The organism is Embleya sp. NBC_00888, from assembly GCF_045207655.1.
Taxonomy (GTDB): domain Bacteria; phylum Actinomycetota; class Actinomycetes; order Streptomycetales; family Streptomycetaceae; genus Embleya.
Genome location: NZ_CP108784.1, coordinates 4,221,281 through 4,246,925, shown reverse-complemented (window position 1 = coordinate 4,246,925; position 25,645 = coordinate 4,221,281). Strand labels below are relative to the sequence as shown.

The 25,645-nt window shown below is 66.8% G+C and carries 15 protein-coding genes and 2 pseudogenes; 5 read left to right on the top strand and 12 right to left on the bottom strand.

The genetic code is table 11. The features are described 5' to 3' along the window. Positions 1-11: 11 nt before the first annotated feature. The 5 genes and pseudogenes from OG948_RS17630 to OG948_RS17610 form a co-directional block, all read right to left on the bottom strand. Positions 12-764 (bottom strand): ABC transporter ATP-binding protein, encoded by a 753-nt coding sequence (locus OG948_RS17630; RefSeq protein WP_406297475.1) that lies wholly within the window; start codon positions 762-764, stop codon positions 12-14. Then, the gene (locus OG948_RS17625) at positions 761-1,723 is read right to left on the bottom strand and encodes a FecCD family ABC transporter permease (RefSeq protein WP_406297474.1); all 963 of its coding nucleotides are present in this window, start codon (positions 1,721-1,723) and stop codon (positions 761-763) included. Before OG948_RS17625 ends, OG948_RS17630 begins: the two co-directional genes overlap by 4 nt. A 217-nt stretch (positions 1,724-1,940) precedes the next feature. Beyond that, complete coding sequence (locus OG948_RS17620) at positions 1,941-2,960, bottom strand: FecCD family ABC transporter permease (RefSeq protein ID WP_406297473.1); 1,020 nt, start codon at positions 2,958-2,960, stop codon at positions 1,941-1,943. Further along, positions 2,938-3,753 (bottom strand): siderophore-interacting protein, encoded by an 816-nt coding sequence (locus tag OG948_RS17615; RefSeq protein ID WP_406297472.1) that lies wholly within the window; start codon positions 3,751-3,753, stop codon positions 2,938-2,940. Before OG948_RS17615 ends, OG948_RS17620 begins: the two co-directional genes overlap by 23 nt. 97 nt (positions 3,754-3,850) lie before the next feature. Further along, positions 3,851-4,858: pseudogene (locus OG948_RS17610) on the bottom strand (ABC transporter substrate-binding protein). Between the two features lie 105 nt (positions 4,859-4,963). Here OG948_RS17610 and OG948_RS17605 point away from each other — a divergent pair. Beyond that, positions 4,964-5,776: a helix-turn-helix domain-containing protein gene (locus tag OG948_RS17605; RefSeq protein WP_406297471.1), complete on the top strand. Its 813-nt coding sequence runs from the start codon at positions 4,964-4,966 to the stop codon at positions 5,774-5,776. A 121-nt stretch (positions 5,777-5,897) separates the two neighbouring features. Here the strand turns inward: OG948_RS17605 and OG948_RS17600 are convergent, their stop codons facing one another. Beyond that, positions 5,898-6,947, bottom strand: coding sequence for a porin PorA family protein (locus OG948_RS17600; RefSeq protein ID WP_406297470.1), 1,050 nt, complete (start codon positions 6,945-6,947; stop codon positions 5,898-5,900). Between the two features lie 1,349 nt (positions 6,948-8,296). Here OG948_RS17600 and OG948_RS17595 point away from each other — a divergent pair. Together OG948_RS17595 and OG948_RS17590 are read left to right on the top strand one after the other, a co-directional pair. After that, positions 8,297-9,091 (top strand): annotated as a pseudogene (locus tag OG948_RS17595) (DUF6461 domain-containing protein); the annotation flags it as partial. A 229-nt stretch (positions 9,092-9,320) separates the two neighbouring features. Beyond that, the gene (locus OG948_RS17590; RefSeq protein WP_406300406.1) at positions 9,321-9,761 is read left to right on the top strand and encodes a hypothetical protein; all 441 of its coding nucleotides are present in this window, start codon (positions 9,321-9,323) and stop codon (positions 9,759-9,761) included. A gap of 107 nt (positions 9,762-9,868) precedes the next feature. Here OG948_RS17590 and OG948_RS17585 read toward each other — a convergent pair whose 3' ends face one another. Beyond that, a complete protein-coding gene (locus OG948_RS17585; RefSeq protein WP_406297469.1) occupies positions 9,869-11,728 on the bottom strand; it encodes a DUF262 domain-containing protein in 1,860 nt (619 codons plus the stop codon). Between the two features lie 602 nt (positions 11,729-12,330). Between OG948_RS17585 and OG948_RS17580 the strand changes: the two genes are divergently transcribed. Beyond that, on the top strand, positions 12,331-12,681 hold the full coding sequence (locus OG948_RS17580) for a hypothetical protein (protein ID WP_406297468.1): 351 nt from the start codon (positions 12,331-12,333) through the stop codon (positions 12,679-12,681). Between the two features lie 628 nt (positions 12,682-13,309). On the opposite strand, the gene OG948_RS17575 is transcribed toward OG948_RS17580, so the two are convergent. The 5 genes from OG948_RS17575 to OG948_RS17555 all read right to left on the bottom strand — a co-directional run bounded on the left by OG948_RS17575 (position 13,310) and on the right by OG948_RS17555 (position 25,291). Then, on the bottom strand, positions 13,310-14,968 hold the full coding sequence (locus tag OG948_RS17575; RefSeq protein WP_406297467.1) for a hypothetical protein: 1,659 nt from the start codon (positions 14,966-14,968) through the stop codon (positions 13,310-13,312). Next, positions 14,965-18,609 (bottom strand): AAA domain-containing protein, encoded by a 3,645-nt coding sequence (locus OG948_RS17570; protein WP_406297466.1) that lies wholly within the window; start codon positions 18,607-18,609, stop codon positions 14,965-14,967. Before OG948_RS17570 ends, OG948_RS17575 begins: the two co-directional genes overlap by 4 nt. A 1,064-nt stretch (positions 18,610-19,673) precedes the next feature. Next, a complete protein-coding gene (locus OG948_RS17565; protein WP_406297465.1) occupies positions 19,674-22,001 on the bottom strand; it encodes a hypothetical protein in 2,328 nt (775 codons plus the stop codon). 1,407 nt (positions 22,002-23,408) lie between these two features. Continuing rightward, positions 23,409-24,128: a 5-formyltetrahydrofolate cyclo-ligase gene (locus OG948_RS17560; protein ID WP_406297464.1), complete on the bottom strand. Its 720-nt coding sequence runs from the start codon at positions 24,126-24,128 to the stop codon at positions 23,409-23,411. A 17-nt stretch (positions 24,129-24,145) separates the two neighbouring features. Beyond that, positions 24,146-25,291 carry a helix-turn-helix transcriptional regulator gene (locus tag OG948_RS17555; RefSeq protein ID WP_406297463.1) on the bottom strand — a complete coding sequence of 382 codons (1,146 nt, stop codon included), beginning with the start codon at positions 25,289-25,291 and terminating at the stop codon, positions 24,146-24,148. 214 nt (positions 25,292-25,505) lie between these two features. Between OG948_RS17555 and OG948_RS17550 the strand changes: the two genes are divergently transcribed. After that, positions 25,506-25,643 carry a hypothetical protein gene (locus tag OG948_RS17550; RefSeq protein WP_406297462.1) on the top strand — a complete coding sequence of 46 codons (138 nt, stop codon included), beginning with the start codon at positions 25,506-25,508 and terminating at the stop codon, positions 25,641-25,643. Positions 25,644-25,645: the final 2 nt, after the last annotated feature.

Below are 25,645 nucleotides of genomic sequence, written 5' to 3'. Positions count from 1 at the left end.
CGGGAAATACGTCAAACCGTCGGCACCACCAGAGGCGTCCCCGTCACGGGGTCCGGCACGACAAGGCTGGGCAGGCCGAACACGTCCGCCATCAGGGCGGCGTCCACGATGTCCCGGCCGTCCTTCATCGCCACGACGTGATCCGCGAACCGGCAGGCCTGGTTGATGTCGTGGAGCACCGCGACGATGGTTCGGCCGTCGTCGCGGAGCGCGGCCGGCAGGCGGAGCAACTGGTACTGGTGGGCCGTGTCGAGGAAGGTCGTCGGCTCGTCCAGGAGTACATAGGGCGTCTGTTGCGCGAGCACCATGGCGACCCAGACCCGTTGGCGCTGGCCGCCGGAGAGCCGGGCGACCTGCCGGTCCGCGAGGTCGCCCACGCCGGCGGCGGCCATCGCCTCCTCGACCGCCCGCGTGTCGGCCGCGGTGCGCACCGAGAGCAGCGAGCGGTGCGGGAAGCGTCCGCGGTCCACGAGTTGACGGACCATGATGTTCTCCGGGGCGGCCAAATCCTGTGGCAGAAAAGCGATTTCCTGCGCGATGTCCTTGGGGCGGTAGCCGTGGACGTCGCGTCCGTCGAGCAGGACCACCCCGGCGGACGGCCGCAACAGGCGCACGAATGCCCGCAGTAGCGTCGACTTTCCCGAGGCGTTGGCGCCGATGATCGCGGTGAAGGCACCGTCGGGTATGTCGAGGCTGAGGTTCGCCGACACCGTGCGGTCGCCGTACGTGAGGGTGATGTCCTGCGCGGTGAGGCGTGCGGTCACGGTCGTTTGACTTCCTTGAGGAGCAACAGCAGGAGATACGCGCCGCCGATGGCCGTGGTCACCACGCCGACCGGCAGCGTCACCGGCGCGAGCAGGCTCTGGGCGATCAGGTCGGCACTCAGGAGCAGTACGGAGCCGGTGAGCGCGGCGGGGACGAAGTGGATGCCCGGGGACCGGGTGGCCGCACGGCCCAGGTGCGGAGCGGCGAGCGCGACGAACGCGATCGGTCCCGTGATCGCGGTGACCGTGGCCGTGCAGCCGGCTCCGGCCACGACCGCCGCCAGGCGGTGTCGGCGCAGGCGTACGCCGGACGTCACGGCGATCGGGTCGCCGAGCGCGGCCTGCTGTGTCGCCCGCGAATTCAGGAAGAGCAACACCGCGAGTATCGCGGCGGCGACGAACGCCACGTTCAGGTCGGCCCAGTCCACGCCGTTGAGCGAACCGACGTTCCACATCTCGGCGGCGATCGCCACGTCCAGGTCGGCACGCAGGATGATCCACGAATTGACCGCGGTGAGCATCGCGTACACGGCGATGCCGATGACGATGAGCCGGTGGCCGCCGAAACCGGATCGGGTGGAGAGGGTGAGTACCACCACGGCGGTCAGCAGGCCGCCGACGACGGATCCGAGGGCGGTGGGGGTGGTCGTTCCGCCGATCACGACCATCACGACGAGCGCGCCGGTGTACGAACCGACATCGAGGCCGATCACGTCCGGGCTGCCCAGTTCGTTGCGGGTCAGGTTCTGGAACACCGCGCCGGCGCAGCCCAGCAGCGCACCGAACAGGCCTGCCGCGACGACGCGCGGCAGGCGCCACTCGCGTACGACGACGGAGAGATCGCCGTGCCCGGCGAGGCCGTCGGCCACCGCCTGTGGGCTGCTCCAGGTGTCGCCCCGACACAGGCCCGCCCCCGCGAACAGCAGAAGCAGCACCAGCAGCACGGCGTTTCCGGCCACCGCCCGCGGCTCCAGGCCGAGGGCACGACGGGCCCGGCTGAGGGCGTGACAGGCGCGGCCGAAGGCGGTTCGCCGGGACGACGGCTCCGTTCTCGGCGCCGACGGGACGGTGCCGGTAGTCGGCGGGAGGGTCTTCGTCGGCTCGGACACGAGGTGGTCGCCTGTCACCGGGCTGCCCCCCGTCGCCGGCCGACCCCCGTCACAACGTGCTCCCTCGTCACAACGTGGTCCCTTCATAGCGGCGCACGGCCCAGATCAGCACCGGCGCGCCGAAGAAGGCGGTGACCACCGCCACCGGGACCTCGCCGGTGGGCAGCAGCAGTCGACCCGTGATGTCGGAGGCCAGCAGCAGGATCGGCCCCAGCAGCGCGCTGTACGCCAGAAGCCAAGGCACCGAACCGCCCGCCGCGCGGCGCACGATGTGCGGAACCATCAGGCCCAGAAAGGCGATCGGCCCCGCGACTGCGGTCGCGGTGCCGGCCAGCAGGGTGACGACGGCCAGCACCGCGACGCGGGTTCGGTTCACCCGGGCGCCGAGGCCGTGCGCGACGTCCTCCCCCAGGGACAGCGTGTTCAGCGCTCCGGTCAGTGCCGACGCGCCGACCAGGGCAAGCAGGATCAGCAGCACCGGCAGCAGGAGCGGGGCCTGTTCGCGGCCCGCGAGGGAGCCGACGCTCCAGAACCGGTAGTGGTCGAACGCGTCCGGATCCAGGATGCGCAGCGACATGGACACACCCGTGAGCACGGAGGCGAGCGCGACACCGGCCAACACCAGGCGCAGGGGCGACGTACGGCCGACCGCGTACACCAGGACGCCGGCGATCAGCGCGCCGACGAGGGCGAGGGACACCTGTACGCCCTGGTTTCCGGTCAGCCCGGTCGTGGTGCCCACGGTGACCGCGAACCCGGAGCCCGACGTGATCCCCAGGAGGCCCGGTTCGGCCAGCGGGTTGCGGGTCAGCGTCTGGGTCAGCGCGCCGGCCGTCGCGAGCGCCGCCCCCACGCAGATCGCCAGGATCGTGCGGGGGACCCGGATCTCCCGGATCGTCAGGTCGGTATCGGCGCCGGAGGGGTCGGTGAGGGCCCGCCAGACCTCGCCGAGCGGGATCGCCCTGGCCCCGAGGACCAGGCTCAGGCCGCAGACCAGGACGAGCAGGGCGACCGCCCCGACGAGCAGCAGGACCTTGGGCGCGGCAGTCTTCGAGACCGGCGACTCAGTTTTCGAGACCGGCGACACCGCGCCTCCAGTAACCGGTGAACAGGGCGTCGAGGCGGCCTTTGGCCCACGCGCGGAGCGGCTTGATGTCGTCGGCCTCGCCGGCGGCGAACAGGAAGGTCCGTCCGGCGGGCAGCGGCAAGGCGCGTACGGTCTCGGCGAGCCGGGACGCGCCCTCCCCCAGCGCCAGCCACGTCACCCGCACGCCGTCGCGCGCGGCGAGCGGATAGCGGTGCTCGTCGGCGTGCGCCGTTTCGACGACCAGGTGCGCCGAGACGTCCTGCGGCGACTCCTCCAGCCAGCGCGCCGCCGCCGGCAGCGCGGTGGTGTCGACCGCGAAGACGTAGTGGTCGTAGTCGTGCGGGAACGTCTTCGCCCCGGGTGGCCCGGCGATCACGACATCCGCGCCCGGTGCGGCGGCGACCGCCCAGTCCGAGGCCACGCCACCCGGGTGGATGACCAGGTCGATGTCGAGTTCGCGCGCTCGGGCGTCGTAGCGTCGCGCGGTGTAGCGGCGGCTGGTCGGCGACGGGCGCGGCCAGGTCAGCGACTGTTCCTCGTCGGGGACGGGAAGCCGCATCGTGCCGTCGGCGTCCGGGAAGACGATCTTGAAGTGGTCGTCGGCCTGATAGGTGTGGAAGCCGTCCAGGCCCGGGCCGCCGACCGTCAGGCGCAGCACCGACGTGGTCACGTAGTGCTTGCGCAGCAGCGTGACGGTGCGGATGGCGATCGGGTAGCCGATCTTGGCGATCCCTTCGCCGTTCGCGTGGTGGGCGGCGACGCGCGGGGCGGGGTTGTCTCGTTCGATGCGCACGGGGGTTCCGATCACTGGGCCGGGAGGGCGGCGGGGGTTCCGATCACCGGGCCTCGGGGGGACTTCGATCACCGGTCCACGAGGGGCGAGGTGTCCGTCACCGGGCCAGGAGCGGGGCGAGCGCCTGATCGACGGCGTCGAGTGTGCGCTGGGCCTGTGCGTACGTCACCGCCGCCGTGTAGCGGATCGGAAAGGCCTTCCCGGCCTTGACCGCGGGCAGGTTCTTCCACAGGGGCGAGTCGAGGACGTACTGCACGCCCGCGCTCGGGGTGCCGTCGTCCTGGACGGTGTAGGTGATCACGTCGGCCTCGCCCAGGCTCGCCGGCAGTTCCTCGATGGACGGCGTCTCCGAGACGTCGGAGGAGCCGCCGCTCTTCTTCTTGACCGTGCCGTAGTAGTCGAGGCCGATGTCCTGCGCGATGTTCGTGCCCCACGAGCCGGCGAATTCGCGCTGGAAGGTGCCCTGGGAGTTCTCGTTGTACGCGCCGAGGTGGCCGAACCCGAGGCCGCCGACGGCACCCGCCTACTTGACCTTCAGCTCGTCGGCCCGCTTCCGGTACGTGTTCCGGGTCTCCTCGGTGTGGCCCGCACGGCCCGCGGCGTCGGCCTGGCGTGCCGACAACTCGCGCCACGCGGACGGCAGGCTGGGGCCGATGGCGACCACGGGCGCGATCGATCCCAGCCGCTTGAGGTCCAACTCGCCGAGCACCGGCCCTGGTACGCCGATGATGATGATGTCGGGCTTCGCGGCGGCGATGGCCTCGTAGTTGGTCTCCTTGGCGGTCGCGCCGCCGATCTTGTGCAGCTTGTCGTACGTCGCGCGCTCGGGCCCGGTCATCAGGCCCAGACCGCGCGGCCAGGTGGATATGCCGACCAGGGGAGCGTTCGCCTCGATCAGCACCGGGACCGCGTAACCGGTCGCGACGACGCGCTTGGGGCTGACGGGGACGGTGATCTGTCCGTTGTCGGCGGCGATCACCCGCGTGGCGCCGCTCTTTCCACCCGTGCCGCTGTCGGAATCGGAGCCGCAGCCCGCCAGGAGGGCGGTCGCGGTCACGGCTGCCAGGCCGGCCGAGACGAGGCGGAGTAGCGGGCGAACGGACATAAGCATTCCTTCGGGTCGAACAGGTCTTGGCGCCCCAATCGGTCGGCGCGGCGAACTTAGGCTAGCCTCACCTGAGTCTTGATGGTTGTCCGGAAAGGTCACCCGATGTCGATCAGAGGACAGGATGTGGGCGGCGACCCGATCGCCTGCGACGCGTTCGGGTATGGGCTCGGGCAACCCGCGGGCATCCTCGTCCTGCACTACCGCACGGCCGGTCCCCTGGGGTTCGGTGCCGTCCGCAACGACCTCGTGCACCAGCTCTACTGGTCACCGGACGGCATGCTCTCGGCCGTACACGGCGGCCGATCCTGGTTCACGGCGCCCGGCGAGGGCTTCTGGGCCGAACAGGCGGTGAGCCACGAGGTACGCGCCGCCGACCGGCAGACCGTCTACCGGATCTGCCTGCGCGAAGTGCCCGAGTCCCTGGCCGGGTTGCGCTCCGGCCACGTGGCGATCGGTCCGGAGGCGGAGCGCCTCGTCCAGGAGATCGCCACCCCCGGCTACGACGAACGCCGAGCCTTGGAGGCCCGCACCCGCATCCTGCGCGACCTGGCCCCGCTCACCGCGGACATCGCCGGCGAGTGCGCGCACGGCAAGGGCTTCGCCCGGGCCGTCGCCCGCGCGATGTCCCACAACCCCGCGGACCCGACGCGCCTCGACGAGTGGGCGGCACGCCTGCACATCAGCCCCAAGACCCTCCAGCGGGACTTCGTACGCGAATTCGGCATGTCCTTCACCCGACGCCGCACGCTGCTCCGCCTCGGCGTCGCCCGCGCCCTGCTCGTCGCCGAACCGGTCTCCGTGGTGGCCCGCCGGGTCGGCTACTCCAGCGTCTCCGCCTTCGTCCTCGCCTTCGCCAAGGAATACGGCTGCCCACCCGGCCAATACGCCCGCACCCGGTTGGCCCCCACCACCTGACCGACCCCCTCACGTCCCGGGCGCGGCCGTACCGTGATGCGAGCCGCCCGCGGCGGCGCGGTTGTGGCGGGGCACCTCGCCGAAGTGGAGGCCGCTGTCGAGTCCGTCACACCGCCGTGTGTCAGGCGTCCGGATCGGGCGTGGGGGTGCCGCGGGGGCGACGACGTCGGATGAGCACGGCCGCGGCAACCAGTAGTGCTCCGACCACGCCCACCACGATGGGCAGGATGGTACCGACGAGCATGATGGCGTCGTGGCCGTCATCGGCGTCGTCCGCGGCGTCCTTCACGGACTCGGGGGTTTGCTGGTAGAAGACGTCGGAGACCGGCAGCAGTGGGAGGAAGGCGCCGTTGCTCGGGGCGATGACCCCGGCCACGCGCTGCTGGGACCGCCGCGTATCGATCACGATGCCGGTCTCGGGTTCGATCCAGAACGTGTCGGCACTCGCCAGCGTGTAGGCGAGCGGCACCGGGTCGCTCAATGTCGGCAGCAGTCCGGCCAGTTGCTCCTTGGCCGCGGCCGAGAGGGTGCCGAGTTGGGCGACCAGCGCCAGGGTCGTCCGCGGGACGGCCGGCGGCAGACCGGCGAGCACCTGGGAGTCGGTGATCCTGGTGGGCGGCAGGTTCGCTTCGTACACGTACGTGTCGAGGTCCGACTTGCTCTCCGTACGCGTGTACGTCAGCGGCGTCGTGCTCCCGGTCTCCGGTCGCCAGCCGGTGTACGTCTTCTTCTTCGCGCCGAGCGGCCAACTGACCGTCAGGCCCTGGGCGTCGACCACCGTCCAGCCCGCCGGATGGCTGCCGGACGGCTCGAGCGTCTTGCGGTTGACGGCGTACTTCCAGTCCGTCTTCTCGACCGGGTTGCCCGCGGCGTTCGTCGTCCGGCTGTCGCTGACCAGGGCCGTGTCGCCCGAGGTCTCCTCGACCTTCACGGTCCGTTCGACGGCCAGGGGGACGTCCCGCTTGACGGCCGCCGCAAGGTTGCCCTTCGCCACCTCCCGGGCGTCGAGCAGGGTCCTGAAGGCACCGGCATAGGAGCGCTTGGCATCGGTGTCGTCGGGCAGCCGGACCACATAGTTCGGCGTGATGACGTACGCGAGCACGAACGCGCAGGCGATCAGGACCAGACCCACCACGACGCCGACGCTGCGGAGCACCATGTTCGTCCGCACGATCCGCTCTCCCACTGAACTAGACCCGAGATCACGCTCCGTCTGAGCCAAGTGTTCCCGAGACACCCCGCCGCCGCGCCCGCCGACGACCATCCGTGTGACGACATCCCATCCCAGACAGGGTTCGAGCAATCGGGCCCTGCCGGCACGTCACACGCCGCCGCACTCCGGATCCACGGTCGGCACCCGCAGGCCACCATCGCCTCTCGGCCGACACCCGGACATGGGTCGGGCCCCCGGACCGCCCCGGACCGCCCCCGGACCGACCAGGGCCTCCGCGCAATCCGGGGCCGTGACGGGTTGCCCAACTCCGGAAGGCCGGCCGGCAGACGCATGTCGAACGTGTCGCGGCGCCGGGTGGAACGACGAAGGCCCCGACCGCAGCGCGATCGGGGCCTCACATGTGCGCTTATGGGCGAGTGCGGAGGATCCGAGATTCGAACTCGTGAGGGTGTGAACCCAACACGCTTTCCAAGGGATCGCTTGTGCTTTCGGCCCGCTTTGCCGACGTTCTGACCTGCGCCGGAGCGCCAGCCCAGCTGCTTGGTGAACGCACCCGTACGCCCGTGAATGCAACCAGAAATGCAACCAGGATTTTCACTGGGTAGTTGCAGTTCTGCAGGTCAGAAGCGCGCCGGCGGAAGGCGCGCCACCAGCTCAAAAGAGAGCGCGATGAGTTCGCTGGTCGGCTTGATCCGGACGGCGATCGAGCGTGCGGGCGTCACTGCGATTTGAGGCCGCGCGCTGCCGGCCGGCTTAAAGGTTGATGCGCCTATCAAGGCCCGGGATCAACCCATCTCCGCTCGAGCCGCTTTGAGGTCATCCACCAGGAACACATCTTGAGACCACTGCCCCGGCCAAGCAGCGAGAACCAGGTCCTTGGGAGCCGCTTGGACAAGCATCGCCCTCTTCTCCGTGATTCTGGTCGCCTGGGTAACGACTCCCTTCGCATCGATCCGAATCAGGGTGACAGTTGAGCCACGCCAAGGAAATCCACCATCCACCTTGCTGGTGTGGCGAAGGGACGAGGCATCAAATTCGGCAAATCTCGGCATGATTTGTCCCCCATGGTCAGCTACTGAGAGCCGGCACAGGCCGCTCACTCGCGACCCTCCCGACACGATAGTGATAGTTCGGCCCCTCCCGCCCCAGGAACCGTGGTTCGCCTTCAGGTGATACACCGGAACGCGCACTTGGGGGTTCACGACGACCGAGCGTCGGAGCCTGAGCGCGAGGCCGCAGGCCAGTAAGCGACGAGGGTTGCGGCAACCATGCTATCGGCACGGCCATCGAGGGCGCCGTGCGACGCCAAGGCAAGACATTACGACGCGGCGCACGATATGTCTTAAATGATGGAAATAAATGCAACCAGAACTGCAACTACAACGACGTCGGCCCCGACCATGTGCATGGTCGGGGCCGACGTTTTGCCTGTTCAGGCTGGCGGAGGATACGAGATTCGAACTCGTGAGGGTGTGAACCCAACACGCTTTCCGATTGATTATCTCGCCGTCCGGTGCCCATCTGTCAGCATCCTGACCTGCAATGGAGCGTTTACACCTCACCGACACGGACGTCCGCGTACGCCAGTGAATGAGACCAGAACTGAGACCGGGATTGAGGCCAGCGCCGCAGGGGCGGAGCGCCTATGCGGTGGGCTTCACTGCTCGGCCGGGTCCGGATGCCACCTTCGTTCGTCGTCATCGGAGCGCCTGGCCGCGACGTCCTTCAAGGCTGAATTCCCTGGACAAGCGCCTCCCGAGTACGACTACGGCCGGTCGACGCCTACCGCTGAGGACGGTTGGGCGGGTGAATACGCCTCGTTCTGCCTCACCTTCGTCTATGGCGTGGACGCGGCCGAGTTCCTCCGCCGGTTCGGCGCCGTCCAGAGCACGGTGGCGCCGCGGACCCGTGTCGACGCGAGGGAGGACAGCGCCCGGTGGACGTCCGGCTACCTGCCCGTCGTGCGAGCCGGTGCGACAGGAGCCTGGGCCTTCGGAATCGAAGAGGGCCACTGGGAGGGCAGCAGAGCCGAGGTCTTGCGCCGGTTGTCTCACGGCACGCGCGCGGTCACGGTCTTCCACTCGGGATTCACGCAGCTGTCCTTCTACGAGGACGGCGAGTTGGTCACTGTGTTCGAACCCGCCGGACCTACCGCCTTCCCGGCGAAGCCGACCCCGGTGAAGTCTCCCCGGCCTTTCCGAGCCCGACGACAGGAACCCTCGCGCCATATTGCGCGCCGTATGCGACGTCCTGACTCGCAAGTTCGGCCTGAACCCGGCAGCTCATGCCCTGCACGGCGAACTGATCAGTGGCCACCTCCTGCCGTTGCTGCACGACCCGGTGTGGCGCGGAGGACCGCAGAGTCCAGAGGTGGAGAAGCCAGCCGATTTCCACCCGACCCGTGTGCCGGTTGCAGTCGCGAACCAGGTCATCCGACTCGCCGTGGAAACGGGCATCGACGCATACCCCCAAGTCTCCGATGTCATGGCACGCATGGCCGGCGGCGAACGGTGGCGTGTGGACGACGAGTCAGCGCTGGGCACACGCCTGCGCACCATCGCTGCCGACGCCCAAGCCAGTTGGCGCTCGTCCATAGACGCGAATGGCCGCGACGTGATCGACCAAGACGAACGTGACGCGTGGCGTCGGCGAGCGGGCGCGGCCCAGGCGCTGCTCGCCACACTGCACCTTCCGCCCCTGCAAGCTGCGGAGACCGTCCTTCACCAGCGCCTTGACCCCCACTGGAGACAGGAACTCATGGCCGATCTGGCCGAGCCACCGGGCGGTCCGCTAGGCGAGCCCGGCTGCTGAGCCGTGGCCTTGCCGAGACCGGCCGCAACAGCTGGCGTGACTGCCGAGAGCAGGGGGTGTGGCGGCGCTGATCGCGGACCCCTCCCAGCCGTGGCAGCGACCTTCTCTCACAATGAGTCCCCCTCTACGACCAAGCCCAGGTCATCAGGGTTCCAGACCTGCATGGCGATCGCCTGGTAGAGGGCTCCGCGCTCGTCGATGTCGGCAGTCTTGAACTCCTCATGGGCGTGGAACTTGAGCCCCGAATCCTTGATGAAGGTCAGGAATCCGGGATTCTTTTCATAGGACTGGGGATCCAGGCTGGCTGCAAGCAGGTTCTGACTGAAGTACCGCGGGCGCTTCTGGGCGTACGTCTCGTCTTGGTAGCTCGCGTTGAATTGCTTCGGTAGGAGCAGCAGGTCACCAATGCGATTGCGGTGCCGAGCGAAGGCAGTCTCGTGTGCGAACTCTTCCTCGTGCCGGTCGGGGTGATCAGCCCAGATGTGCTCGACCTCGTACTTCACCTTCGCGCCATTGGTCAGTTCCATGTAGTTGGAGGCCCGTCCGGATCGCACGGTGATGTGGTCGGTGAGCCGAGCGAGGATCTTGTGGAGTTGGCTGCGGTTCTGCTGGTGGACGTGGAGGCCATCGAAGTCGAACGACTCGTCGATCTTGCCCAGGTAGTCACGGAGGAATCCAGCGAGATCACCCTCGCTGAGGCCCCTGATGTCTCGCATCACCGTGAACATCGCGTACTGCATCGTCGAGTAGGCAGTCGCGCGGAAGTTCCAGATTCGCCGTGCCAGCAAGATATCTGTGAACCGGCCGACCAGCTCCAGCTTCTTGTCGATGGCGGCTGCGTTGTCGTCCACACGCAGAGGCGCCAGCAGCAGCTGGTTCTGGAGTGTGAAGCCGAGGTCGGCATTGAAGCGGATGAAGCGCAACGGGCTGTCCGGTTGGAATAGGCCGGTTGACGCGTCGAGGATGCGCATATATTGGCGACTGTAGAATTCGAGGTCCCGGACCACGAACCGGCGATAGTCCTCGTGCGTCTTGAGGCCGACGCTGTCACTCGCGCCGCGTAGCCATCGGTGGAACTCGGTGCCGATCCGATCCCAGTCTTCGGGCCGAGCGCCCTTCCGACGTTCACGGATCTTGGTGGAGTACTGGCTCCTCAGCCAGGTCTTGAGAAAGTCCGAGCCGGCCTCCTCCGCCCGCTCGTCAAGGTTGCGAAGGCTCTTCCTCCACCGGTCGTTTGCCTGCGTTCTAGGCTCGCCGGCCGTCATGTTGGCGAGAAGGTATCCCTTGAGCATGTCGGCCGGGGTGAGCTTCAGGCCGCGGTCATTCATCGTCTCGAAGATGGCGTAGGCGTCGTCGTCGTTGTAGGCGGTGATCTGGACGAGCTGGACGCGATCCTTCAGCCAGTCAATGAAGAACGGGAGTGCACGCTCCTTCAACTCTTCCGGGAACAGCCCATCAAGTTCGGCATACCGGTCAACCAGCGTGCGCACCGACTCCGCTGCCTCCGAGGGCGGCTCGAACTCGCCGTGCTCGAACAACGCATGCATGCAGTCGTTGCGATCGGGAACGTCAAGATTGAACGACTTCTCGCCGAACTTCTCGGAGTAGATGAGTTCGTCGATGTTGACGACTTCCTCTCGTCCCTCCTGAAGTCGCCGCAGGAAGGTCAGCAACAGCGTGAGGCTGGTGAGTCGTTGCTGCCCGTCGACGACGAAGGGCTGACTCCCCTTCTGCGATATGACGATCGACCCGAGGTAGTAGCCGGGGTACTTCGCGACGTCCTTGCGCGAATGATCGGGATCGTAGAGGGTGAGGAACTTCGCGGTGAGGTCGGCAACCAGTTCAGCGATCTGTTTGGACTCCCATTTGTACTCGCGCTGGTAGTAGTCGATCGAGTACTTCTTCTTTTCCAGAACTTCGGCAATCGTCTTGGCAACGCCGTCGATCGTGCGGTCGGGTTCAGTCATCGCGATCCTTCTCTGCTGCTCTCATCGAGCGGGCAACCGACAGAACAGATCAGTTCAAGGTCTCCGGCTTGCGCGCGAGATCACCGCGGGGTCCTGCCGGTCCCTTCCGTTCGAGTGACGTCGGACGGCCCCGCACGGTTCGAGATACTGGGTCATGAAGGTCGAGGAGACGGCCGCCGCAACGAGTCTCCCGCTTGGGCCCCGTGTCGTCGGGCAGTTGGACGTTTTCTCCCTGTTTCCCAGGGAGTTCGACGACTGCTGTACACGCGCGGACATCCACCTCGCGGTGTGTGGCGCCGTGTCGGGTGCGGACGGGCCGGTCACCAGGCTGCCTGCGGGCTCTGCCTGCGAATGAAATCACGGCTCAACGTCTTGGGTCTGCCAAGTGCCGGGGCTGTGTGTACCGCCGACGCTTCGGATCCCCGTAGGGTTCGGGTGGTCGCACTCCTCGAACCGGGTGGTCGAATCGTGGAGGACCAAGCTCACCGCTTCGCTGCCGAACTGCTCATGCCCACGGACCAGATCTTCGATTTGTTGCCGACCAGCATGGGGGCAGCGCTTGGCGTACGTTCGCTCGTCTCAAGGAGCAAAGGGGCGTCAGCATGCAGGCGCTGCTTTATCGGGCGCGATGGCTCGGACGGCTCAGTGACGTGTCGTACCGCAACGCCATGACGACCGTTACGACTCGCGGTTGGCGTCGGAGTGAACCCGGATTGGTCAGTGCTATTGAGCAGCCGTCCTTGTTGCCGCGGGCCGTCGAACTGCTCACCCAGGAAGGCATCAACGAGGACCGGCTGATCGAGCAGTGCCGTGTACCGACTGAGTTGTTTTACGCAGTCACGGCGCGCACGCCGGTCGTCACCTCGCATGAGCAGAACCAACCGCCGCCAAGCAATCACGCGACTGGCGGCCGCGTCGTGTCGCCTGGAACGGCTACCGCGACCCCATCCTGACCATCCGCACAGCTGATTCACGCCTATCGCGCGGTTGGACACGTCCCGGGTGACCCCGGGGCGTGTCCCGCGAACCTTCAACGGTGCGTGGTCGGACACGACCGCTCCGGTGCTCACCGACATGAGGTGGTGTCCAGTTCCAAGCGCGGCATTACAGCGAGACGCAAGGTTGTGACCTGCGTCGATCGCGTCAACCGAGACCAACAACGACGTTGCCCCCCGGCCGCCTTGCGGCCGAGGGCAACGTTTTGCCTGTTCAGGCTGGCGGAGGATACGAGATTCGAACTCGTGAGGGTGTGAACCCAACACGCTTTCCAAGAGGTCATCCGCCAGTCCGGATGGGTTCCCCAACGTCCTGAGCTGCGGCGGAACCCACGCGTCGGTGGCATCTGGATGCCCCCGAACGCCGGTGAATGCAACCAGAACTGCAACCAGGACGGCTGCCTCATGGTTGCGATTGAGTAGCCCAGCTTTGAGGTGATCTCGCCGCTGCGAACGCGTTGTCGCCGGGACGCAGGATACGAACTGGCTGTTGCAGTACCAGCGCTCCACGAGGCGCCGGTGGACCTTCAGGGCAGCCGCGTAGCCTCCCGCGCCACCGCCGTGATGACCTGGCACAAGACCACCCTCACGGCGCGGCCACGGTGTCCGGGCGGCGGATCACCGCCGAGATGCCGCGGATGCCCGTTGCAGAACCGTTCTCGTGCTGGCAAGCACCGCCAATCCACACGGCGTTGTCGTCGGGGCCCTGCGCGACTTGGGCGTGCTCGTCGTCCACGATCAGCTCGGCGAGGACGTAGTCCTTGCAACGGTCTCCTCGAGCCGCGAAGACGGCAGTGTCGTCCTGGCAGCGGTCCGCCACCCTCCGCCAGCGGTCGGCGGAATACGAGTCGCCGCTCCACGTCCACAAACCTGCGGCTGCCCGTGCCACTTGGGCCATGAACTCGGTTCCGCCCATATGGACGGAGCGTGCCCGCTCCGAGCCGGGTGACCCGACCCACGCGTAGTCGCCGATAACCGCCTCTAGCGCTCCGTCGCTCCTACCGAAGATCAGGAGGCTGGCGCCGCTGCCCGTCGGTCCCTTGGCTGGCTTCAGGAGGTCCCTGCCCAGACGATTCGCAGCGTGGTAACCGATTCGATGCAGTAGATCGACGACGGCCTGCGGGGTGGTTCCCTTGTCCGTGTCGCCGTAGAGGATGTCCACGCGCACCCCGCGCGCCACTGCGGCGTGGATGGCGTCGCCGAGCTTCGACAGGCTCTCCATATTCAGCGTGGGTGAGGCAATCAGTACGTGGTTCGCCGCCGTGGCCAGTGCCTCGGTGATCAGGAGCTGGTGGGGCTTTTCGCCGGACAGCTCCGAGAACAGGGTCGCCTCAGTCGACTGGTCCGCGAGACCGTCACTGGTGTTTCCGAGAGGATCGGCTTCTTCCAGCCAAGGGAAAGAGGTGCCCGTCTGGGCCGCTGCCGCGACTTCGAGTGCGGCGGCTGGAGGCTTCCGCCCCGGGACGCTCAACGGGGTCGGTTGGTCCCTGGGACCGATGGAGGGCATCCGAGTCGGTGTCAGGGGTGTTTCTTTCCACGCGGTTGGCGGCAGTTCCGGTTGGAGGTCCAGGGCGCCCTCCGATTCTTCCTTCCTGGTCTGTGCCACTGAAAGGATCTCGGCCGACAGAGCCTGGTGCCACCCCCGGGGGAGCCCTGTGATGGCCCTGTCGGTGAGGTCGACGCGCACAGGGAGGTAGCGGCTGAATGTCACGAGCCTGGGCCGTCCAATGCTTCGCACCCACTCGCCGCTGGCGCGCGGCAGCAGTTTCTGGATCTGGGACTCGTCCAGCGCGTTGCGGACAATGCGCAAGGGAGTGGACGGGTTGAGGCCCGGCTGCGCCTCCTGCTTCGAGACGGTCAGCACTTCACCGCGTCGGGCCAGCTGTCCTGCCGTGCGATCGAAGATCACCGTGCAGGGCGGGGACGGAACCACGACGACCGATGCCGGGTCCTTCCCGGACGAGCACGCTTGCTGGCCTTCGGCGGTGAGGACGAATGTGGCCTCCCGGCCGCTGGTGACGGCGACCCAGCCGGCACCGACCAGGGTCACAACGGCTTCGACCATCAGGCGTTCGGGAACCCGGAAGGTATTGCACAGTGAAGTTAGCGTCGCGCCGTGGTGGGGTGCGACACCGACCCGCGCTGCGATCTCCTCCAGGGCCCGCTTCTCTAGACGGCTGTATGGGCGGCCCCGGGCCACGGTGAAGTTGACGCTGAACATGCTCACCGGTACGAGGACGATCACGAGTTCTCCCTGAGATCAGCCGGGATACGCACAGCCCTGCCATCCAGGAACCATTCACCGAGCAGGGTGACGATCTTCTTGAAGGACCACAGGGGCTGGGACTCGTCCGCGAGAGGTACGGCCTGCACTTGGTGGAGGAAAAAGTCCCAGGATCCGACGAGGATCAGCAGGCGCTCGGCACGCGAGAGGAGCACGTTCATCCGGCCCGGGTCGTCGAGGAACCCCAGACCACGGCCGATCTCCTCCTCATTGTTGCGGACCAGGCTGATGGCGACGATGTCTGCCTGGTTGCCCTGGAAGGAGTCGACGGTGTGGGTGGGGAACCGGTTGCCGTCGATTGCTTCGGCATTGAGACCGAGCTGGACCTGCAGTCCGGCAGGCAGGGGCACACCCCGCAACTGCTGGCTAAGCAGGCTCACTTGCCGAGAGTACGGGGCCAGCACCGCGAGTTTGCCCTGACACCCGCCATCCGGTCCCAAGGTCCGAAGGAAGTTGGCGAGCGCTCGCGCCTCTGCCGGATTGGTGTACGGCGACTGGCCGCTGTTCGGACCGAGCTCGCGGGTGGCTGCGTCGTTGCGGCACCACGGTACGTCGAGCCAGACAACGGCCCGATTACGGACGCCGTGCGGGGAGTGGAAGCTGTGACGCACGCGCTCCACCGGTTCGTTCTTCTTGTCCAGGGTGCGGTTCACAAGTCGCCCCTGGTAGTACGCATCGGAGATGAGCTGGCCGATGTCCGGGTGCATTCGGTGCTGGCCGATCAACTGCCCTGCGGACGCGCCCTTCGCATCGGTGTCCGTGACGAGACGGCCGGCACCCGCAGCCACGGCGCAGTACTCGTACAGGCGGTGGAAGGTCTTCAGCCATTTCTTGGCGTACTCGCGGAACTCATCCCGGTCCGTCTGGCTGCGCCGCTCCCACGAGTCGAGCCATTCCTGGTCAAGCAGGCCTGACGCCCTCACTTTGAGGCGGCTGAGGTTCTGCGCCACCGGGTCCAGCTTCTCGAGTCCCTGCTGGTAGTCCTCGTACCGGTAGGGATCCAGTTGCTTGTGGTCGCCAATCAGCAACCAGCGGTGACCTGCCTGTAGCGGTAGCGCGAGGTCGAACGCGTGCGCCTTGCCCGCTTCCTCGACGATCGACCAGTCGTAGGCCTGGCCTGCGGCGAGGGCGACCAGGTCGCCGGCGCTGGTGGTGCAGTACGTGAGATTCGCGCCGCGTTTGACCAGTTCGACGAAGTCCGACGAGCGTCGGCCGAGATCCCCCTGCTCCTGCATCATGTTGATCTCATCGACCATGACCTTCGCATCCTCCAGCCAGGCGAGCTGTACCTCGCTGGGGGAACTCATGGCACTGAGCTGAGAGATGCTGCGCTGGAGTACTTGCCTGGCCACGCCCTCGACGCCGTCCTCCGGCAGTGCGGTTCCGGCCTTGTGGGGGCCCCGTAGCCGGATCTGCAACGGCCTGTCGGCTTCGGGTACGTCCTGGAATGCCTCACCCACCTTCGACCTGAGCACGTCGACGGCTCCGTGGGCTTGGGCCGTGACCAACACCTGGACGACGGGATCCTCCGCGAGGATTTCGCGCAGCAGCCAGGCGACGAGGGTGGTCTTACCCGTACCGGGCGGCCCTTGCAACGTGTAGATGGGCCGTACTCGGAGGATGTCCTCGATGCTGGCTCGTTTGGCCTCGTCCACCCGTTCGTGGTCGAGTTCGACGGGAAGCTCTGAAGCGCCCGTATCCATGCGGACGTGGCTCGGGGTAGCCAGCGATCGCAGGAGGTATCCGTGCTGATCGAGGGCGTCGATGGCCTTCTTGCGACGCCGGAACAGGCTGATCTGGCCGGGCATGCCAGCGCTGCGGAGGAACCCCTCCTTCTCCAGCTTTACGCGACCCTTGCTCAGGCCAGCGCGGCTGAGTGTGACGAACTCAGTGGCCTGCTCCATGGCATCGACCTGCCACACGTTGCCGTCGTCGTCGGACTGGGGGTCCCGAGGCGGGAGTTTCAGACGGGCGCCGTTGCGGGCTCCCGACAGGATGACCTTGGACCGGTCGCTGCCCCGCACCTCCTTTTGTAGGAAGTCGATCAAGTCCATGCGGAACGCTTCGAAGACTTCGTGTCCCTCAGGGCGCGCGCGCTCCTTGACCACGGCCCGCTCCACGCCGTCCTCCAGCCACGGGCCGCGGACGACCTCGTACGGGAAGATCTGTGAGTCGAGCAGGAGCAGTTCGATCTGGTTGCTCACGCGGATGAATTCGTGGAAGCGGCTGAGCTCGCGTGAGACCTGCGCACTGCGGTCGATCTTCGGCAGTATGGGTTCCCACGACGTGGCGTTCTGCGCGATCGTACGATCGCGAGCCACCTCGTCTCTGGCATAAGCGAACACGCGGCCGGGCGGGAGTTCGCGGAAACTGTCGTCACCCTCGCTGAAAATCAGTGGCTGGGCGGACCGGCAGTCGGCGACCTGCCAGCTGGACGTGCCGTCCTTCCCCCGGTGCGCCGTGATCTTCAGGCTGAGCCTGCCGCCGATGAGGATGAAGTATGGCCTGCCTGGGACGGCGTATAGAAGGGGCTTCTGCAGGTCCTGGCGGACGAACTCGCATGCCTCCTTGCGGTGAACCGGGTCCCCGGGGATGAAGGTGCCCATGGGATCGAGCAGCAAGTGTTCACGCAGCCCGCTGTCCATCAGGTGATCGATGAAGTCCAGCCGTCGCAGATCGAGCGCTAGGACGTACTGCACGTCCTCCTGCTGGGTGCGCAGGGGGTTCGCCAGGGCCCGCGTGATGTCCTGAATCCGACTGAGGATGTCGTGCGGCGCGGTCAGACGCTCCAGCGGGTCTGCGGCGACGAGGTCCAGCAACAGCTTGCGCTCTGCCTCGGTCAGGTCGTGTACGGCGGTGCCGATGGCCTTGAGTACTCGTGCGTGACGCTCGGGCGGGGAATTGTTGGTGAAGCGCTCGAGGTCGAGGAGCAGCCGTGAGCAGAGGATGCCGAAGGCGAACCAGTCGTCGTCCTGACGCCAGGCGGTCACGCCTCCCGAGGTGCGCTCTGGAGGGACCGGCCAGCTGGCGGGAGGCTGAGCCCCCACCGGGCGACCCAGTTTGACGGACCATTCGAAGCCGCCGAGACGGAGCGATTCGGCGCCGAGGTCCTCGTCAAAGAAGAGGGAGTCGACGTCCACGCCGCGGTGCAGGACTTGCCGTTCGTGCAGCAGATTCAGTCCCGTAGCGACGCGCCCTAAACCGTTCCACAGCTGTTCACGCGCGACCGTTCCCCGGTTCGAGAGCCACGAGTAGCGCGCCCGGCGCAGCAGCGCGTCGGCGACACGCTCGTAGCCAGGTGCCTCCAGGGCCATGACGAAACAGTTGTGTTCCCGGTCGAGACCTGCATCCTTAAGTACGACCAGCGCGTCGTCAGACCTCGGGCTGCTCGCGACCTTGTACATGGTGCGCAGTTCCTGGTCCCATAGAGCGCGCTGCACCCGGTCCGGTTGCTCGCCCTCGTACGTCCACGTCTTGAGCAGGTACGTGTAGCCATCGCTGAAAGCCTCCCAGACCTGGGATTCGCCATCACCTGTGTGTGGACCCCCGGTGATTTCGTACCTGTTCTGCAGAAGCAAAGTTCCGATAGTGGGAGCCGTCATCCATCCACCTTCACGAGCCGGGGAGCGGGTGAGCAGACACTGCGTGCGGCCCGGCCGCACGGATGGAACGTGAGCCTACTTACGTTTGATGTACCGCCGTGGCCGATTTCGGAGATGCGCTCGCGTCATCACTCTGGCTGAGACGGTGCAGGAGCTCGCCTGGACACGTACGGAGCATGAACGCATCGATGGCAAAGTGCGCATGTACGGTGGCTGACGCGAGCACGGTCCGCGATCTCCCACCTCGACGTCACCCGTGGAACCGAACCCTCATTCGCGATCTGGACGCAGTCGTGGGCTAATCAGCTGCAGCCGCAGTTACGGCACCCCTGCCCAACTCGGCGACGCCCGCGAAGCGTTCGAGCCGATCTGCGATGGAGTTGCCAGCCTTTCAGCCGGAGGGCGGCTCCGCCGACACGCAAGCCTGATCCGGGCTCCGAGACCGTTTACACCGAACTCGTCGACGGTACAGCCGAGTTCTTTGTGTAGCGCAAGCGCTCGGAGTAGTCCGTGGGTCCTTGCTGTTGACGCGCCCGCGGGGCGTGAGGGCCGATGGCCTACGCACTCGTGCGAACGGGGCTGGATGCCGTACCGGCTGGGCACTGCCCCTGGGGCTGACCTGCGCGTTCCGCAGACCGACTGCAACCACATGAAATCAGCCCCGATCTGGCGAGACGTCGGGGCTGACAGCCTTGCCGGTTAGGGCCGGCGGAGGATACGAGATTCGAACTCGTGAGGGTGTGAACCCAACACGCTTTCCAAGTCGCCGCTTGGGCGTTCGGGGCGCCCCGTCAGCGTCCTGACCTGGTGCGGAGCGTTTGTGTACCTGGTCCGTGGACGGTGATGAACACCGGTGAATGAGACCAGAACTGAGACCAGCCGGAGGCCGTCGCGTTCAGGAGGGAGGCTCTTGTGCCGGACGCGGAGCGAGTGCAACGTTCCTTCCGCATCTGGTCGGCGAAGGCGGCCAGATCGTGGATCGAGCAGCCGCAGTCTAGTGACACGCTGATGCCGGGTGGCGGCCCTTGCTGTCTCAGCCCGTTCTCAGCTAGTGGGCTCGTCGCTCAGGGATCTCTGTGCTGTTCCTCGGCCCAGGTCCACGGAGCCGACGGCGAACCGTCCGGTTCCAGGCCATGTTCCCAGACCTGCGCCAACGAGAGAGCTGTTACCTCGTCCCCGAAATCGGCGGCGTGAACCAGGAGCCGGACCGCCTCCTCCTGGATGCCATCCCGTGCCCGTCGTCTGGCCAGCGAGACCAGGGCGTCAGCGTATCCCCCCGCAATCAGCTGCTGGCGGATGCGTTCCGCCGCATCATGATCGCCGACCTCCTCTCGGCGATCAGCGAGCGACGCTAGCACCTCCGGAAATCCGGCATCGGCCGCCTGAACGGCGAGCCCCTCGGCCTCGTCGCGATCCGTGCGTGTACAGAGCAGTGCGAGGCTCAGCAAAGCTTCGCCGTGGTCCGCCACCACTGCCTGCCGCAGCAGAGGCAAGGCCGCCTCGTCGTCTCCGGCTCTCTCATGTATATATGCAAGACGCACGAGGGCCTCCACAGAGCCGCCTTCGGCGGCCGCCCGCAGGACAGTCGCAGCTCCGGCCAGATCGCCGGTCTCCTCCCGTGCTTCGGCAAGTCTCAGATACCCAATGTGAGTACCCCGCTCAGCGATCCGCCGGGCAAGATGTTCGGCACCTTGAGCTTCACCGATCCTGTCGCGGAGCAGGGCCACGCTGGCCACGGCATCGGCATGGCCCGCCTGGAGCGCGTCCTCCAACAATTGTTCGCACTCACTCTGTTCGCCTGCATTCTCGGCCATCCAGGCCAGCCGTGGAAGGGCGGTCTCGTCTCCCGCATCTGCGGCCTTGCGGAGCACGGACCTCGCCTTATCGAGCTCGCCGTGGTGTTCTATAACATCGCCGAGTAAGTTCCATGCCCGGATGCTGCCCCGCTGCGTGACACGGTTGGCCAACTGCTCGGCTTGGTCACGGTCTCCTTCGAACATCCGCAGCGCAGCCAGCTGAGCCAGCCCCTCGATGTCGCCAGCTTCGGCCGCCCGTGTGATAAGGCGTTTGGCCTCGTCCTGGTCACCGGCCTGCACACGAAGTGCCGCCAGCAGGATCAGGGCTTCCCCGTCACCGGCGTCCCCCGCCTGCCGTAGGTTACGCTCCGCTCCTGTGATGTCTCCGGTGCGTAGGCGGCGACCGCTCAGCCGGCGAAGGGCCCACGCACTGCCCGCTGCGGAGGCCAGCAAGGAGATCCGTTCAGCCTCGTCGAAATCGCCAGTGTGCTCGGGGATGAAGGCAAGGGTGTTGAGACCGGCGAAATCACCCTGACCAGCGGCCTGCTGTGCCAGACGCTCGGCACCTTCCCTGTCGCCTTCAACCCACAGGGAACGTGCGAGGGCCGACATGGCCTCGCCACTGCCCGCCTCGGAAGCTCTGAGCCACAGATGATGTGCCCAACGGTTGCGCATGCGACGTCTGGCCGCCTCGGCCAGAGCGGCCAGGTGATCTGGATGCGTCAGGTGCCGATACGCGGCTTCCCAGAAGGAGACCGGCGGGCACTCGGCCCGGCGGGAACGACGGCCGTGCTGCGCCAAGTAGTCGGCCAACCGGGTGACTCCTGGCTCCACGCCCATCCCTGATGACAGGGCCACATCCTGGAACGCCCGAGTGGTGTGCTTGATGTGGGTGCGCGCGTAGGCAAGGGCGTGGGTGAACCAATCTGGCCCGACGGCGCGATCGGCCGCAGCGAGGTAGCCGGGAACTGCCGCTTCCAGGAAGGGGTGGGGCAGCGGGCCATTGGCCCCCAGCCTGTGGGCATCCATGGCAGCGCTTATGAGGGCCTGGCCATGTACACCGGCTGGGCCGGAAGGGTGCTCATAATGATCGACGAGATCGGGTCCTGCGGCGAGCACTTGGGTCAGATCGTGGGTGCCGGTGCAGAGGGCATGCGCGAGCGCAGGGTCGTATCGAGCGGCATCTCGTGCTGCTTCCAGACAGGCAGCGAAGCTTCGGGGAATCAGGACCCGGTGGGCCTGGGATAGCAAGGCTTTGGCGTGCCGGTGCGGGTCCACGGTGTCGCCAGGAGAAGTCGCCATGAGGCTCTCGCGGTGGTCGGGCCACATCGTCGCGATGGCCAGAAGCGGCCCGTCCCGATCGAGTCGCCGCAACAGAGCAGCGGCCACCGCTTCCCCCGCAGGACCAGCGAGGTAATCCTGAGCCTCGTTGAGCCACAGTACGCTGCCCGGCCGCAGGGCGTCCGCAGCCAGTATTTCGAGTAGCCCTGTCGGATCTGCAGGAAAGAACAGGTCGAAATCGTCAGGCACCGCTGCCTGTACCGCTTCGAACGCCGACCGGGACTTTCCCGTGCAGGAACCTCCTTCCACCACCACGAGACAGGGGGCTGCCCCGTCGGCGGCGGCCTCAGTAAGACGGGAACGAAGCTCTGTATCGTGCGGGCGGGATACGTAGCGGGGTAGCACGAATCCCACGCCTGGGGCAACACGGTGCCCTGAGATAGCGGGGTGTACGCCGAGTCGTTGCGCGCTCCATGCACGCACTGGACGGGGGCGGTCAGCGAGCCCGGCCAAGCGGGCAAACTCCGCTTCCTTCTCCAGGGCTGCCTTGGCCTGATGCCGCTCGGTCCCGGTCCGGCACTCTTGTGCTCGGCGCTCCCGCTCCGACGCGAACGCCTCGCGCCATCGTTCGGGGTCAAGCAACTGCGCGACAGTCTCATCGGACGCCTCGCCAACGCGCCGGTTCAAGGCTCCTCTGGTAGCAGCCTCGACCCTGATTGCGTCGATGACCCTGATTAGTTTGTCGCGATCCTGTGGAAGCTGCGCGCCCTCCAACCATCGGCCAGCAGTGCCGTGAGAAACGCTCGCAAGCTGCGCCAGTCGGCGGTCCGACGGCTGCCCGGACAACAGTTCGCGTTTGAGGACACCCACCCGCTTTAGGTCGCTAAAAATGTCCCCCACGTGCTCCGTCTCTCGGTCAACGGCCCGGTCAAGCTTCCCCGTTGGTGGTAGAGGTGTCCGATCGACCACCAGTCATGTCCCCAATCGTAGGGGCGTCTTGGGTGTGAGCGGGGACGAATCAGCTCGCTCTGTCCTGTTCACCCTGGAAGGCAGTCGGACACCTCGTCGGACAGGGAGCGTGTCGGCAGGCGAACGGTGTGCGTTCGGCCACCCGCGAACCCCGAGAGGCACGAATCTTCATGACCACGCTCAGTCTGTTCTCCCTGCTCCTTGCCCTGTCCGTCTCCGTCCATGTTGGCTGCGTCGCTACTTTTGTTGCTTGGCGGGGCGGAATACGGCCCGCGATGGCAGTTCTGATCGGCGGTGGCTCCTGCAGCACGGCCTGCGGGCTCTATCTGGCTGCAGTGACTGCCTACCGATGAGGCCCATGTCAATGACGAATTTCGGTAGAGCCGCCGAATGGGATTCATCGCCTCCAACAACCGCTGTAGCTCGCGCTCGAGTGGCCGACTGGATGCGAAGGGCGTGCTCGGTTCGCTCTCGGCGCCAGGTGATCAGGGTGGGCTTGACCATGACCCAGCGGGCACAACCAGAACCGCTGCCTCATGGCCGCGATTGGGTAGCGCAGCCTTGGGGTGATTTCGCCGCCGCAAACGCATTGCTCGTGGGCCGACGAAGTGCTCATCACTCGTTCGAGTGCTCCTCAGGCAAAATGTCTTGGATCGCATATGGACTCGACCTTCGGTGCGGGGATCTTCTCGTTCCACAGCCGTCGATACCGGACTCTCTCTGGCCCGGATGGATTCTTCAGCCCGCACTGAATCAGTTGGCCCGCAGGACGAGTGCGGGGATCTGGGCGATTTTTTCCGGTGTGAGGTGATCCCAGAGGATGCCTGACGGGCGATGCGTTTCGGTCGTTCTGATGACTTCGTCGGGGGTGATGATCAGGTCCACGGTGACGTCGTGTTCGGTGGACGGGATCGGCTCGTCGATCACTTGAAGTGCGTGGACCGTGGTGACGATGAGGGTGTCGGGGCTGATGAGGCCGGCCTCGGTGAGCAGGGCGAACTCGATGTCGGAGTAGCCGGCGCCTTTGCCGATGCGGACGCCGGCGCGGTTCACGGCGACGCTGCCGAGGACGACGATGTCGACCGGTTGGAGGGTGTCGACGTCGGCGGTCGGGGCGATGGTTGCCGCGATGTGACTGGTTGCCGCCTGCTCGGGCGAGGCGGTGAGTGTCGCGGGGTCGAGGACGTAGAACGGCTTCGGCGTGGCAAGTTTGGGGACCGCCATGTACACGATCTTGCCTTCGGCCAAGGCCGTGATACGGATAGGTAGTTGTGCCTTGTCCGGTACGGACTTGATGACGCCTGCGGTCTTCCACCGGGCGAGTGCGGCGAGGCGTTCGGCGGCCTGGTCCTTGCCGTGGAAGTCCGGGATTCTGCCGTGGCTGGTTGCGTCGTGGACGGCGTCCGCGGCGTCGAGTGCGTTCCATACTCGTTCGCGGACGCGTTGTTTGGCCTGGTCGTGCTCGGTGGGCACCGCGCGCTCCTTGGTGTTCAGGTGGCGGTCATCAGGGTGAAGAGGCGGTCTTGCACGTCTTGTACGTCGACTCTGCGATGCCATGGGCGTAGTTCGCGGCCGGCGGCGAAGATGACGTTTATGCCCCCGCCTCCTCGGGTTTGTTCTAGCTCGTCGATGGCCTGGCCGAGCACGGACACGGCGTTGTCGAGCTCGCCTTGCCTGATGAGGGCGAGTGTCAGGTTTCCGAGGACGATGGTGCGCGACTTCCGCCGGGCGGGCAATTGCTCAGCGGTCGACTCCAGTTGCTGCTGAGCGCGACGGTTCTGTCCGAGGTTCAGATAACACGATCCGGCCAGGCGTCCGAACTGGGTGGGGGAGACGAGGTCGGCGGCGGCGTCGACGGTGGTGACCCGGTCGAGATGGCGTTCGGCCCGGGCGAGGGCTCGTTCGCAATCGCTGGCGTGCCCGAGCATCGCGTGCGCTTCTCCGATGTGGAGGAGGGCGACGGCCAGCAGTGCGGGGCTGGTGGTTTTGGCGGCCTCGGCTGCCCGAAGCGAGTAGTCGAGGCCCTCTTGTGGTTGGCAGGTGCCGTACAGCGCGAGGTATCCGGTGCGTAGGAGGGCTCGGCCTTCGAGGGTGCGGTCGTGCAGGTGGCGGGCGAGATCGATGCCCTGTGCGTAGTAGGTGTGGGCTGTGGTGTGGTCCGAGCGTTGCGAGGCGTCCCAGACGAGTTGGCCCATCAGAGTCGCCGCCTCGGCCTGCAAGCTGCGGAGTTCGCGTTGAGCTCGTCCGACGCGGGCCTGGTCGGCGCCCATGGTGACGCGAGTCAGGAGCTGGCCCGCATCGGCGAGTAGTCCTGCGGAAGGTGAGTTGTCGTAGCGCTCGGCGACATCCATGAGGTCCGCGCGTAACGCGGTGCCTGTGGCCGGGTCACCATGGGCGAGGCTTCCGATTACTGGTGGCCGACCGCAATCGCTGAAGTCGCGCAGCAGCGTGTCGAGCTCCTCCCGGGACAACCCCAGCGCTCTCGCCAGATTCGGACGCATCCACGGCTGGGGGCCTCTGCCATTTTCCCAGCGGGCGATGGTGGAGCGGTCGACGCCGAGCCGCTCGGCAAGTGATTCCTGGGTGAATCCCCGGGACTCGCGGCGCTGCACGAGTCGATGGCGCTTGAACGTCATGGCGTGGCCTCCCGATTGCCATGGTCCGCCGAATACCCAGGTCATCTCCCACAGTGCCGCATGGATGCAGCATGTGTGCGGCTTTGGCGCGCTGTTTCCGGGCCGGGCGACACGGTTCGGTGGACCTACGCGAACGGACCGGGACGTGAGTCCCGCCCACCGCGTCGCGCAGGGATCGGTATCAGGTCGACCCCGCAACCGAAAGGAAGACACCATGCCTCAGATCGTGCCCACCACGGCCAAGGCGGAGGACGGCCTGCTGGTCGCCCGTCGCCGTATCGTCGCCGCCCGCTCCCGCGCCGAGCAGCCGTCCGACGGCGGCTCCAGCGGCGTCAGCGACACGAACGACTGACG